This is a genomic window from Gemella sp. zg-570 (assembly GCF_018866345.1).
Lineage (GTDB): Bacteria > Bacillota > Bacilli > Staphylococcales > Gemellaceae > Gemelliphila.
The window spans coordinates 682,354-695,007 of sequence record NZ_CP076443.1; the positions used below are offsets into that span (position 1 = coordinate 682,354).

The following is a 12,654-nucleotide window of genomic DNA, read 5'->3' on the forward strand; positions in this document are numbered from 1 at the left end:
TGTTAGAGGTGAATTATGATAAAAGAGTATGATTATATTTCAATCGGTGGAGGAAGTGGAGGTATTGCTTCTATAAATAGGGCGGCTTCTTATGGTAAAAAATGCCTTTTGATAGAGGCTAAGGATATAGGGGGAACTTGTGTTAATGTAGGTTGTGTACCCAAAAAAGTTATGTGGTATGCTGCACAGGTAGCTGATACTATTAATAATTATTCAGCAGATTATGGTTTTGATTTGAAATTAGAAAATTTTGATTTTGCTAAATTAGTTGAAAATAGAACAGCTTATATAGGTAGAATACACACTTCTTATAATAAGGGTTTGTCAAATAACAGGGTAGATGTTATAAAAGGTTTTGCAAAATTTGTAGATTCTAAAACAGTCGAAGTTAATGGACAATTATATAGGGCAGCACACATTTTAATTGCAACTGGGGGTAGACCTAGCATTCCAAAAATTGAGGGGGCTGAATATGGAGTAACTTCAAATGAAGTTTTTAGTTTGAAATCTATTCCCAAACGTATAGGTATAGTCGGAGCTGGTTATATTGCTGTAGAATTAGCTGGTGTATTTAATTCTTTAGGGACCAAAACTCATCTTTTTGTTCGTAAACACGCTCCTTTAAGAAGTTTTGATGGACTAATAGTTGAGACTTTAAAAGATATTATGGAAAAAGAAGGCTTAAAATTACATACTTTTGCTGTGCCAAAAAAAGTTATAAAAAATGATGATTCTTCAGTAACTTTAGAATTAGAAAATGGCAATAAAGAAACATTTGATTTATTGATTTGGGCAATAGGTAGAAAAGCAGTAACAGAAAATATGAATTTAGAAGTAACAGGTGTTAAAGTAAATGAAGCTGGCTATATTTTGGTAGATAAGTTCCAAAATACAAATGTTGAGGGAATATATGCAGTGGGGGATGTAACGGGTCGTGTAGAACTTACGCCAGTAGCTGTAGCGGCTGGTAGAAGATTATCTGAAAGATTATTTAATAATAAGCCTGAAGAATATTTAGATTATGAAAATATTCCGACAGTGGTATTTGCTCACCCAGCAATAGGAACAGTAGGACTTACAGAAGAAAAAGCTATAGAAAAATATGGTAAAGATAAGATTAAAGTATATAAATCTTCTTTTACTCCCATGTATTCAGCTATTACAAGTCATAGACAAGCTTGTGTAATGAAATTAGTTTGCTTAGGAGAAGATGAAGTAATTGTAGGCTTACACGGTATAGGATATGGTGTTGATGAAATGATTCAAGGTTTTGCTGTAGCAATAAAAATGGGGGCAAGAAAAAAAGATTTTGATAATACGGTGGCTATTCATCCTACTGGGGCAGAAGAATTTGTTACAATGAGATAGAATTATACAAAAAAGATAAGATATTAGCTAATATCTTATCTTTTTTAATTTAATTATTTATTTTTTATATATTTAATTATTTTCAGCATACATTTTCCGCTTCCTTGACCGCAGAAACAAGAAAATATATAAAGTATTACATAAGTATATAAACTTAAATTTAAAATGATTGTACAGAATATTAAATGAAATATGGGGATAAATATAGCAAATAAAAAACTGAAATCATTATTTTTATAAGAGTAGAAATAGGATAACAGAAATATGATAATAGGTAGTATAAATATTACGGTATTTATTAAATACTGGGCCTTGTTATTAAAAAAATAATAAAAAGATGGAGTGGTTACAAAAACTATAAATATAAATAGTAGATATGGAATTTGATTTATATATTTTTTTTCCAATTTTTGATTTCCTCCTAATTTACTAATAAATTTTAACATAATTATAAAAAAAAAACAATTTTATTATGTTGATATTAGGCTGTGATTGATTTTTTTTTTAGCATGTGATAATATTATTTTATAAGTAAAATTAATATGATGGAGTGAAGTAATGAGATTTTTTATAGATACAGCAAATGTTGATGAAATTAGATTAGCAAATGATTTAGGAATAATTTGTGGGGTTACAACTAATCCATCACTTATAGCTAAAGAAGGAAGAAATTTTGAAGATGTTATTAAAGAAATAACGAGTATTGTTGATGGTCCAATAAGTGGAGAAGTTAAGGCTACTACAGAACTAGCTGAAGATATTATGGAAGAAGCAAGAGAAATAGCAAAAATTCATCCTAATATGATAGTTAAAATACCTATGACAGAGGAGGGTTTAAAAGCGACTAGTATTTTGTCTAAAGAAGGTATAAAAACAAATCTTACACTTATCTTTACACCAACACAAGCCTTGTTAGCTGCAAGAGCTGGAGCGACTTATGTTTCTCCTTTTTTAGGAAGATTAGATGATATTAGTCAAGACGGATTAAATTTAATAGGAGACATAGTAGAAATATTTAGGGTGAATAATATTGAGAGTGAAATTATAGCAGCCAGTGTTAGAAATCCAATACATGTTTTGGAGTGTGCGAAATTAGGTTGCGATATAGCTACAATACCATATAAAGTTATTAGGCAGTTAATACAACATCCTTTAACTGATAAGGGAATAGAATTGTTTAAACAAGATTACTTAAAAGTATTTGGAAAATAAAGAATACTCCACTAATTTTATAGTGGAGTATAATTTTTAGATAAATGGAGATATTATGTTAGGGAAATTTATAACTTTTGAAGGAATTGATGGTTCTGGAAAAACTACAATTATAAAATTTATAGGAGAATATTTACTTAAACAAGGTTATGAGGTTGTTGTTACAAGAGAACCTGGGGGTACTAAAATTAGTGAAAAGATTAGAAGTATAATCTTATTTGAAGATATTGATGCAAAAACAGAAGCCCTTTTGTTTGCAGCAAGCAGAAGACAACATATCAAGGATAAATTATTGCCTGAACTTACTGCAGGAAAAATAATATTGTGCGATAGATTTTTAGACAGTTCAATAGCCTATCAAGCCTACGGCAGAGGACTGAGTAAGGAGGATATTCTTGTGATAAATAATTTTGCTATTGAGAACTTATCTCCAGACGCAACATTTTATTTTGATGTTGATGTAGAGGAGGCTTTATCTAGGGCTTCAAATCGTAGCGATAATAATAATTTAGATAATGAAAAAAAGGATTTTTATATTAATGTGAAAAAAGGCTATGATAAGCTAGCTTTACAGCAAGAAAAGAGAATTATAAGAGTAAATGCTAATAAGAGTATAGAAGAAGTTAAATTTGAAGTTATAAATAAGGTTAAGGAATTATTAAATAGATGGAATATTCAATAGATAAGTATTTTGAAAATATTTTAAAATCAGATAAATTATCTCATGCATATTTATTTTTTAGCAATAATGAAGAAGTAATTTCTTATACTATTTTAAGGTTTGTAAAGTCTATTTTTTGTAGAAATAATTTTAATAATAATTTTTATTATTGTGATGAATGTAAAGTATGTAAACAGATAGACAATAATAATTATATTGATTTTTTAATTATAGAATCTGACAATTCGATAAAAAAAGAAGAAATTAATTTTTTGAAAAATAAATTAAGCATCAAATCAACTTTTGGTAAAAAAATATATTGGATAAAAGATGTTGATAAACTGACACCTCAAGCGGCAAACTCACTTTTAAAATTTTTAGAAGAACCAGAAGATGATATAATCGCAATATTAAGTAGCCTGAATTTGGCTGCTAGCTTAAAAACAATAGTATCCAGATGTCAAGTTATTAATCTGGGAAATAAAGAAGAACAAAAAATAAGTTTTGAAGATAATTATGAAAAAATATTAAATTTAAGTAATTTATTCTACAAAGATTTTTCTAAGAATAAGAATTTAGCTATAATTAATTTATTAGATAATATTTTAAGTAAAGAAGATGTAAATTTATTTTTAGATATAACTATTGAAAAAGTAAGGAATAATATTAAAGAAAATATTAATTTATTTAGACTTTATGAAATTATCCTAAAATCTAAGAGTGATATTAGCCTTAATGTCAATGCTAGCTTAGTTTTAGAATCTTTTTTATTTGATTTGATAAAAGAAAATATAGATATGGGCAGTTTAAAATAATATGAATAATACAAAAGAAAGAGTAGATAAACTTTCTAAAAATTTTAAAATAATACAGTTAGAAGACTACTATTCAATGTCAACGGATAGCTTCTTACTTGCTGATTTTGCTAATGTTAGAAGTAATCCTTATAAAAATATTTTGGAGTTATGTAGTGGTAATGGGGCTATTTCCATTTTACTTAGAGAAAAGAGTTCTGCCAATATTTCTATGTTAGAAATACAAGAAAATTTGGTTAAACTAGCTAAAAAAAATATTAGGATTAATAATTTAAAGAATATTAATGTACTTAGGGGGGATATTAAAAATATAGCTAAGCTATTCAAGGGTTCAAGTTTTGATAATGTTATTTGCAATCCTCCCTATTTTCCAGTAGAAAATATGCCAAATATAAAAAATAAAACAAATCATAGTATTTCTCGTCATGAAATTTTATGTAATTTAGATGATGTGCTAAAGGCTATAAAGTATACATTAAAGCAAAATGGTAAATTTTTTATGGTACACAGAAGTTACAGAATAGCGGATATTATAAATAAGTGCCATAGTTATAATTTGGGTATAAAAAGAATTAGGTTTGTGTATAGTAAAAAAACTAGCGAAAATTCAAAAATTGTTTTAGTAGAGGGGACCTTGTCAAAAGTTAGTGATATAAAAGTAGAACAGCCTATGTATATTTATAATGAAGATAATACTTATACAGATGAAATGAAGAAGGTGTATTATATTGAATAAAAAATCAGAGTTTACATATATTTTATTATGTAGAGACAATACATTTTATATAGGCTATACAAAGGATATAAAGGAAAGAATTAAAAAGCACAATTTAAAAAAGGGGGCAAAATATACCAAGGGTAGAAGACCGGTAATTTTAAAATATTTTGAAGAGTTTGATAATAAGAGTGATGCCTTAAAAAAGGAAATGGCTTTAAAAAAACTTAGTAAAAAAGAAAAAAATCTGTATATAAGTAAGAATATGACCCTAGAAAAGCAAGAAATAATTAATGGCATAAATGAAGAAAGTAGGTAAGTATATGTTATATTTGGTTTCAACTCCCATAGGAAATTTAGACGATATAAGTATAAGGGCTTTAAAAGTTTTAGAAGAATCTGATATTATAGCATGTGAAGATACTCGTAATACAAAAAAATTATTAAATCATTTTAATATAAAAAATAAAAAATTAATTTCTTATCATGAGCATAATGAAGAAGTTGCAAGTGATAGGATATTAGGATTATTAAAGGATGGGGCTAGCATATCTCTTGTGTCTGATGCAGGTATGCCTTGTATATCTGACCCTGGTTATATATTAATAAAAAAATGTAAAGAAAATCTTATAGATGTTGTTGCAATTCCTGGGGCTAATGCTGGTCTTACAGCCTTGATTGCTAGCGGGATAGAGTCTTATAATTATGTTTTTCATGGATTTCTCCCAAGAAAAAGTGGAGATTTAATGAAAAAATTAACTAGTATCTTGAATGAAGGCTATACAGCTATTATCTATGAATCACCTCACAGAATAAAAAATTTGGTAGAGCATATTGTCGATTTTGAAGAAGATAGAATAATTTCGGTAGCTCGAGAATTAACAAAAATATATGAGCAAGTAGTAACGGATAAGGCAATTAATATTTTAAACTTTTTAAATTCTAATACTATAAAAGAAAAAGGAGAGTTTGTATTAATAATTTCTCCGAATAAAAAAAATGAAGAAAAAGTTGAAATTGAAAATTTATTGTTTGAAATTGAAAAATTAGTAGAATCGGGGATAAAAATTTCAGAAGCATTAAAGATTGTATCAAAAAAATACGGTGTGAATAAAAGAGAGGTATATAAGTTATATCATGAAAAATATACATAGTTTAATTTTAATAAATACTTTAATTATTTTGTGTTTATTAGCTATATATTTTAAGGTAGCCTATTATTTTTTATTTTATATAATCATTTCTCTACTATTAATTTTTAATTTATATATTATTTTAAAAAAGAGTAATTCATTAGATAAAAGAGAAGAAAAACAAAAAATTTTATTGCATAGAATAAAAAATTCTATTTCTATAATTATGGGCTATAACGAAGCTCATAATGATGGTCTGATATCAAAAGAAGTTTATAATGAAAATATTAATCAAGAGATAAGTAATATAGTAAATATATTAAAAAAAGAGTTATATAAATAATTTGACAATCTATATTTTATGTGATAGAATGTTTACAAATAAATAAATTTAACCTAAAAAGAGTGGTGAATTTGAGTTCTCCACTCTTTTTGTTGAATAAGAAAGAGGTGTATTATGAATATTGTTGATAGGGCTAAGGAAATAGCCTTAAATAAAGTAAGAGACACAGAGTATAATTTATATGATGTTGAGTATATTAAGGAGGGTTTAGAATATTTTTTAAGAATATATTTTGATAAAGATGGTGGCTTAAATCTTGACGATTGTGTAAAATTAAGTGATTTATTATCTGAGGAATTTGATAAGGAAGATTTTATTTCTGATAAATATTATTTAGAAGTAAGTTCTCCAGGTATAGAAATAGAATTAAGAAACTTAGAAGAAATAAGTTCATCTATTGGCAAATATGTATGTCTAAAAACTTATGAAAAAATTAATAATCAAAAAGAATTTTTTGGAGATTTGATAGCTGTAGATAAAGAAAATATTTTGATAGAATACAAAGATAAAACAAGAGTTAAAAAATTAGAAATAGATTATGCAAAAATAGCTAAAATTAGGTTGGCTGTTAAATTATAAGTATAGAATAATTAAGGAGAATAATAAGATGAGCAAGGCATTGCTTAAAGCAATAGATTTAATAGAAATAGAAAAAGGTATCTCAAAAGATGTTTTAATTGAAGCAGTGGAAATGGCGTTATTATCTGCCTACAAAAAAAATTTTAATGCTTCTAAAAATGTTCGTGTTGACTTTAATAGAACAACTGGTGATTACAAATTTATTATAAGAAAAGATGTCGTAGAAGAAGTATATGACGATAGAATAGAATTTTCACTAGAAGATGCCCTTAAAATTAATCCAGCTTATGAAGTGGGAGATATATACGAAGAAACAGATTGTCCTAAAGATTTTGGAAGAGTTGGTGCTCAAGCTGCAAAACAGGCCTTAATGCAAAGATTGCGTGATGCGGAAAAAGAAGTATTGTTTAAAGAATATATAGAATATGAAGGTGAAATTCGCTCAGGTTATGTTGATAGGGTAGATTCTCGCTATGTTTATGTTAAATTGGGTAAAATTGAAGCTATTCTAGGAGAAAATGAAAGGGTTCCAGGAGAAATTTATATACCACAAAGCCCTATAAAAGTATATATATCCAAAGTAGAAAATCCAACAAAAGGAAGCAAACCTTATGTTTTAGCCTCAAGGGCTCATCCAGATTTTATAAAACGTTTATTCGAGCAAGAAGTTCCTGAAATTTATGACGGTCTTGTTGAAATAAAAAGTGTTTCAAGAGAAGCAGGGGAAAGAACAAAGATAGCTGTTTATTCTGAAGATAAAAATATTGACCCTGTTGGTGCTTGTGTTGGTTCTTCTGGTGTCAGAGTTTCTAACGTTTTAAAAGAAATTAATGGTGAAAAAATAGATATTGTTCCTTGGGATAAAGAGATAAAGAATTTTATAATAAATTCTCTATCACCAGCAAAAGTTGTTAATATAAGTATTAATGAAGAAGATAAAATTGCAACTGTTGAAGTAGCAGAAGACCAATTATCACTTGCGATTGGGAAAAAAGGTCAAAATGTTAGATTAGCCGCTAAATTAACAGGTTGGAAAATTGATATAAATAGGAAAAATGATTAAGGAGACCTGCTTGTGAAAAAAAAGAAAATTCCGCAAAGAAAATGTATATTGACTAATGAGATGTTGCCTAAAAAAGAACTTATTAGAATAGTAAAAAATAAAGATGGTGAAATTTCTGTTGACAATACAGGTAAAAAATCAGGAAGAGGAGCTTATGTTGTTGCTGATATAGAAGTTGTAGAAGCTGCACAGAAAAAAAATAAATTAGAAAAATTTTTCGAAGCAAGTCAGGAAGAAATGCAGCCAATATATGCTGAAGTAATACGACTAATTTATAGAAAGTTGATTCCTCAAAAATAATGAGAAAAGCATTAAATTTAATGGGTCTAATGAGTAAGGCTGGGAAAGTAGTAACAGGAGAAGATTTAATATTAAAAAATATCAAAAATAGTGAGATAAAATTATTATTAATAGCAAATGACTGTGGAAAAAATACCTATAAAAAACTAGTGGATAAAACAAAGTATTACAGAGTTGATACTTGCATTGTATTTTCAATAGAGGAATTAAGTCGTGCGATAGGAAAAGAAAATCGTGTAGCAGTTGGTATTACAGATTTGGGTTTTAGTAATAGATTAAAAGAGTTAATAAGAGAAAAAGGAGGATGTATCGATAATGGAAAAAATTAGAATACATGAATATGCCAAAAAAGTAGATAAATCTTCAAAAGAAATAATAAAAGCATTGAAAGATGCCAACATAGCAGTTGGTAATCACATGTCAATGTTGACAGAAGAAGGATTTTTAATTTTAGAAAAGCTTTTTAATAAAAAGGAAGAAGTTAAAAATCAAAAAAGTGAAAAAACAGAAAGGGTAAAAGAAGAAAAAAATAAAAAAAGAAATTCTGAAATCTTAGAAAATAATCTAGATAAGGAATTATTTAAAAATAATAAAAAAAATAAAAAGAAAAAGATAAAAAAAGAAAAGAATAAAAAAAGTAATAAGCAACAACCAGCTATGATAGAGGTTCCTAGTGAGAATAATATTTCAGATGATACTATTCTTGTAAAAGAAGGGATGACTGTTGGCGAGCTAGCCTCTGCTTTATCAATCACGTCAACAGAATTGATAAAAAAATTATTTATAGAATTAAAAATAATGGCTAATATTAATCAGTCATTGACTTTAGAGCAAATAGAATTAATTGCTATAGATTATGGTAAGGAAATTCAACAAGAAGTTGAAATTAATAAGGAAGACCTTGATGTTTATTTTGAGGTAGAAGAAGACGAAAAAAACAACATGGTAAGACCTCCAATTGTTACAATTATGGGGCATGTAGACCACGGTAAAACTACTTTACTTGATACAATTAGAAATACAAGGGTAACTGCTGGAGAAGCTGGAGGAATTACTCAGCATATAGGTGCCTATCAAGTTCGTGTTAATGATAGAAAAATTACTTTTTTAGATACTCCTGGGCATGCAGCTTTTACTACAATGAGAGCAAGAGGAGCTAAAGTAACTGATATTACAATTTTAGTAGTTGCTGCTGATGACGGAGTAATGCCACAAACAATAGAAGCAATTAACCATGCTAAAGCGGCAGAAGTACCTATTATTGTAGCTGTGAATAAAATGGATAAGCCACAAGCTAATCCAGATAAAGTAATGGGTGAATTAGCTGAATATGGTTTAACACCAGAAGATTGGGGTGGTGATACAATATTTGTTCCAATATCAGCTTTACAGGGGCAAGGGATTGATGACTTGTTAGAAATGGTATTGTTAGTATCAGATATGCAAGAAATCAAGGCAAATCCAAATAGGCTTGGGCTTGGAACTGTTATTGAAGCAAAATTGGATAAGGGAAGAGGAGCTGTTGCTACCCTACTTGTGCAAAATGGAACACTTAATGTTGGAGACCCAATAGTAGTTGGTAATACCTACGGTAGGATACGAGCAATGATTAATGACAGGGCAAAAGCTATACAAAGTGCTAAACCCTCAACTCCAGTAGAAATTACAGGACTACAGGAAGTTCCCAATGCTGGTGATAGATTTGTAGTTTTTGGTGATGAAAAAACTGCTAGACAAATAGGGGAAATTCGTCAACAGCAATATATAGAAAGTCAAAGACAAAATTCTAGTGCAGTTTCATTAGATAACTTATTTGAACAAATGAAACAGGGTGAGATGAAAGACCTTAATATAATTATAAAAGCTGATGTGCAAGGTTCTGTTGAGGCTCTAGCAATGTCTCTTGCTAAAATTGATGTGGAGGGAGTTAATATTCGTATAATTCATACAGGAGTAGGTGCGATAAATGAATCTGATATTACTCTAGCTCTTGCTTCTAATGCAGTGGTTATTGGATTTAATGTTAGACCTGATAACAATGCAAAAGCAATGGCACAAAATGCAGAGGTTGATATTCGTTTGCACTCAATTATATACAAAGTTATTGAAGAAATCGAATCATCTATGACAGGACTTTTAGACCCAGAATTTGTAGAAAAAGTTATCGGTCTTGCAGAAGTTCGTCAAGTAATAAGGGTATCAAAAGTTGGGACAATCGCAGGAGCTTATGTTACAGAAGGTAAAGTTTCTCGTGATGGTAAGGTTCGTGTTATTCGTGATAGTGTAGTAATATATGAAGGTAAAATTGATACATTACGTCGCTTTAAAGATGACGTTAAAGAGGTTCAAGCAGGTTACGAATGTGGTATGACGGTAGAAAATTATAGTGATATTCGTGAGGGTGATGTATTTGAAGTATTCGTTATGGAAGAGGTTAAAAGATAGAAAGGGTTAGTATGTCAGAATTAAGAGTTAATAGACTAGGTGAACAAATAAAAAAAGAAATTACACAGGTTCTTACAAGCAAAGTAAAAAATCATGACTTAGGTTTTGTAACAATAGTTGAAGTAAGGCTTACAGGAGATTACTCTCAAGCTAAAGTTTATTACACAGTATTTGGTGATGATAAGGAAAAACAAAAAGTTAAAGAATCACTGAGTAAAATAAAGGGATTTGTAAAATCAGAAGTAGCAAAAAAAATTAAAATAAGAAAATTTCCAGAATTAATCTTTACCTATGATACAAGTAGCGAATATGCTTTACACATTGAAAATTTAATAGCTAGTTTTAATAAAGGAGATAAATAATGTTACAAGTTACAAATTTAGGACTTCGCTTTGCTGATAGGAAATTATTTGAGGATGTGAATATAAAATTTACAAATGGTAATTGCTATGGTCTTATTGGAGCTAATGGAGCAGGTAAAACTACGTTTTTAAAACTCTTATCTGGAGAAATTGGTTCTCAACAAGGGCATGTATCTCTTGGTAAGGGAGAAAGATTAGCTGTTTTGCGTCAAAATCATTTTGATTATGAAGAAGAAAAAGTAATCGATGTAGTCATGATGGGTTACGAAAAACTTTGGGACGTTATGAACAGAAAAAATGAAATTTATATGAAAGACCCTTTTACAGAAGAGGACGGTATTATTGCTGCAGAATTAGAAGCTGAGTTTGCTGAAATGGACGGTTGGAATGCAGAAAGTGATGCAGCTCAGTTATTAGAAGGTTTAGGTATTTCTAGCACTGTTCATTATTCTTTAATGAGTGAATTGGATAACTCTCAGAAAGTAAAAATATTGCTGGCTAAGGCCTTATTCGGAAATCCAGATGTATTATTATTAGACGAGCCTACAAACGGGCTTGATATAAGTGCAATTCAGTGGCTAGAAGAATTTTTAATAAATTTTGAAAATACAGTTATTGTAGTCAGCCACGACCGCCATTTTTTAAATAATATATGTACACATATTTGTGATTTAGATTTTGGAAAAATTCAATTATATGTTGGAAATTATGATTTCTGGTATCAATCAAGTCAACTAGCTAGAAGAATGTTAGAAGATTCTAACAAGAAAAAAGAAGAAAAAATCAAAGAATTACAAGAATTTATTGCACGTTTTTCTGCTAATGCTTCTAAATCAAAACAAGCAACGAGTAGAAAAAAAATGTTGGATAAAATTACACTCGATGATATAAAACCATCAAGCCGTCGCTACCCTTATGTTAGATTTACCCCTGATAGAGAAATTGGAAATGATTTACTTATAGTTGACAATCTTTCAAAAACTGTAGACGGGAAAGAAGTTTTAAAAAATGTTAGTTTTACTGTAAATCCTAATGACAAGGTTATACTATTAGGTGATGAAGTTGCCAAAACTACATTATTAAAAATTTTAGCAGAAGAGATAGAAGCTGATGAAGGAAATATAAAATGGGGAATTACAACTTCTAGGTCTTATATGCCAAAAGACAATACTTTTTACTTTGAAGGACTTAAACTTTCTTTAGTTGAATGGTTACGTCAATACGCTTCACCAGAGGAAGAAGCAGAATCATATCTTCGTTCATTTTTAGGGCGTATGTTATTTTCTGGAGAAGAGGCACTTAAAAGAGCCCATGTTCTTTCTGGGGGAGAAAAAATGCGTTGCATGCTGTCTAAGATGATGTTATCCAAGGCTAATGTCATATTATTAGACGAACCAACAAATCATCTTGATTTAGAATCTATTACTGCTGTCAATGAAGGAATTATTGCTTTCAAAGGTTCGGTATTTTTCACATCTCATGATTACGAATTTATTCAAACGATCGCTAATCGTGTTATAGAAATTTTACCAGATGGTGGAGTAGTAAATAAAGAGATGGATTATGAAACCTATTTAAAATTTAGTGGAATAATAAAATAAATGATAAAAATATTTAGTGTGGATAAAATCTGTACTAAATATTTTTTATTAATACAA

At 28.8% G+C, this 12,654-nt stretch carries 14 protein-coding genes; all 14 read left to right on the plus strand.

Annotated features, from left to right (window positions below; genetic code table 11):
- Positions 1 to 15 precede the first annotated feature (15 nt).
- The 14 genes from gorA (at position 16) to KMP11_RS03595 (ending at position 12,597) form a co-directional block, all read left to right on the plus strand.
- Positions 16 to 1,368, plus strand: a complete 1,353-nt coding sequence (gene gorA, locus KMP11_RS03525) for a glutathione-disulfide reductase (protein ID WP_216280123.1) — start codon at positions 16 to 18, stop codon at positions 1,366 to 1,368.
- A gap of 558 nt (positions 1,369 to 1,926) precedes the next feature.
- Positions 1,927 to 2,580: a fructose-6-phosphate aldolase gene (gene fsa / locus KMP11_RS03530; protein ID WP_216280124.1), complete on the plus strand. Its 654-nt coding sequence runs from the start codon at positions 1,927 to 1,929 to the stop codon at positions 2,578 to 2,580.
- A 55-nt stretch (positions 2,581 to 2,635) separates the two neighbouring features.
- Entirely contained in the window at positions 2,636 to 3,262 is a 627-nt protein-coding gene (gene tmk / locus KMP11_RS03535) for a dTMP kinase (RefSeq protein WP_216280125.1), read from the plus strand.
- Positions 3,247 to 4,056 (plus strand): DNA polymerase III subunit delta', encoded by an 810-nt coding sequence (locus tag KMP11_RS03540; protein ID WP_216280126.1) that lies wholly within the window; start codon positions 3,247 to 3,249, stop codon positions 4,054 to 4,056. The genes tmk and KMP11_RS03540 overlap by 16 nt, the downstream gene beginning before the upstream one ends.
- A 1-nt stretch (position 4,057) precedes the next feature.
- A complete protein-coding gene (locus KMP11_RS03545) occupies positions 4,058 to 4,792 on the plus strand; it encodes a tRNA1(Val) (adenine(37)-N6)-methyltransferase (protein WP_216280127.1) in 735 nt (244 codons plus the stop codon).
- On the plus strand, positions 4,785 to 5,090 hold the full coding sequence (locus KMP11_RS03550; RefSeq protein ID WP_216280128.1) for a GIY-YIG nuclease family protein: 306 nt from the start codon (positions 4,785 to 4,787) through the stop codon (positions 5,088 to 5,090). The genes KMP11_RS03545 and KMP11_RS03550 overlap by 8 nt, the downstream gene beginning before the upstream one ends.
- A 4-nt stretch (positions 5,091 to 5,094) precedes the next feature.
- Positions 5,095 to 5,925, plus strand: coding sequence for a 16S rRNA (cytidine(1402)-2'-O)-methyltransferase (gene rsmI, locus KMP11_RS03555; RefSeq protein WP_216280129.1), 831 nt, complete (start codon positions 5,095 to 5,097; stop codon positions 5,923 to 5,925).
- Between the two features lie 436 nt (positions 5,926 to 6,361).
- A complete protein-coding gene (gene rimP / locus KMP11_RS03565) occupies positions 6,362 to 6,826 on the plus strand; it encodes a ribosome maturation factor RimP (RefSeq protein WP_216280131.1) in 465 nt (154 codons plus the stop codon).
- A 28-nt stretch (positions 6,827 to 6,854) separates the two neighbouring features.
- A complete protein-coding gene (gene nusA / locus KMP11_RS03570) occupies positions 6,855 to 7,889 on the plus strand; it encodes a transcription termination factor NusA (RefSeq protein ID WP_215756218.1) in 1,035 nt (344 codons plus the stop codon).
- A 12-nt stretch (positions 7,890 to 7,901) separates the two neighbouring features.
- Complete coding sequence (gene rnpM, locus KMP11_RS03575; RefSeq protein WP_215756217.1) at positions 7,902 to 8,189, plus strand: RNase P modulator RnpM; 288 nt, start codon at positions 7,902 to 7,904, stop codon at positions 8,187 to 8,189.
- On the plus strand, positions 8,189 to 8,518 hold the full coding sequence (locus KMP11_RS03580) for a L7Ae/L30e/S12e/Gadd45 family ribosomal protein (protein WP_216280132.1): 330 nt from the start codon (positions 8,189 to 8,191) through the stop codon (positions 8,516 to 8,518). The genes rnpM and KMP11_RS03580 overlap by 1 nt, the downstream gene beginning before the upstream one ends.
- Positions 8,505 to 10,634, plus strand: a complete 2,130-nt coding sequence (infB, locus tag KMP11_RS03585; protein WP_216280133.1) for a translation initiation factor IF-2 — start codon at positions 8,505 to 8,507, stop codon at positions 10,632 to 10,634. Before KMP11_RS03580 ends, infB begins: the two co-directional genes overlap by 14 nt.
- Before the next feature lie 11 nt (positions 10,635 to 10,645).
- On the plus strand, positions 10,646 to 10,996 hold the full coding sequence (gene rbfA, locus KMP11_RS03590) for a 30S ribosome-binding factor RbfA (RefSeq protein WP_215756214.1): 351 nt from the start codon (positions 10,646 to 10,648) through the stop codon (positions 10,994 to 10,996).
- Positions 10,996 to 12,597 carry an ABC-F family ATP-binding cassette domain-containing protein gene (locus KMP11_RS03595; RefSeq protein WP_216280134.1) on the plus strand — a complete coding sequence of 534 codons (1,602 nt, stop codon included), beginning with the start codon at positions 10,996 to 10,998 and terminating at the stop codon, positions 12,595 to 12,597. Before rbfA ends, KMP11_RS03595 begins: the two co-directional genes overlap by 1 nt.
- Positions 12,598 to 12,654 lie beyond the last annotated feature (57 nt).

What these genes read in the sequence shown, in the direction of transcription:
- KMP11_RS03540 (WP_216280126.1), top strand. Translation starts at nt 3,247, where the DNA reads ATGGAATATTCAATAGATAAGTATTTTGAAAATATTTTAAAATCAGAT.
- KMP11_RS03595 (WP_216280134.1), top strand. Translation starts at nt 10,996, where the DNA reads ATGTTACAAGTTACAAATTTAGGACTTCGCTTTGCTGATAGGAAATTA.
- rsmI (WP_216280129.1), top strand. Translation starts at nt 5,095, where the DNA reads ATGTTATATTTGGTTTCAACTCCCATAGGAAATTTAGACGATATAAGT.
- rimP (WP_216280131.1), top strand. Translation starts at nt 6,362, where the DNA reads ATGAATATTGTTGATAGGGCTAAGGAAATAGCCTTAAATAAAGTAAGA.
- rbfA (WP_215756214.1), top strand. Translation starts at nt 10,646, where the DNA reads ATGTCAGAATTAAGAGTTAATAGACTAGGTGAACAAATAAAAAAAGAA.
- nusA (WP_215756218.1), top strand. Translation starts at nt 6,855, where the DNA reads ATGAGCAAGGCATTGCTTAAAGCAATAGATTTAATAGAAATAGAAAAA.
- fsa (WP_216280124.1), top strand. Translation starts at nt 1,927, where the DNA reads ATGAGATTTTTTATAGATACAGCAAATGTTGATGAAATTAGATTAGCA.
- gorA (WP_216280123.1), top strand. Translation starts at nt 16, where the DNA reads ATGATAAAAGAGTATGATTATATTTCAATCGGTGGAGGAAGTGGAGGT.
- KMP11_RS03545 (WP_216280127.1), top strand. Translation starts at nt 4,058, where the DNA reads ATGAATAATACAAAAGAAAGAGTAGATAAACTTTCTAAAAATTTTAAA.
- infB (WP_216280133.1), top strand. Translation starts at nt 8,505, where the DNA reads ATGGAAAAAATTAGAATACATGAATATGCCAAAAAAGTAGATAAATCT.
- KMP11_RS03580 (WP_216280132.1), top strand. Translation starts at nt 8,189, where the DNA reads ATGAGAAAAGCATTAAATTTAATGGGTCTAATGAGTAAGGCTGGGAAA.
- tmk (WP_216280125.1), top strand. Translation starts at nt 2,636, where the DNA reads ATGTTAGGGAAATTTATAACTTTTGAAGGAATTGATGGTTCTGGAAAA.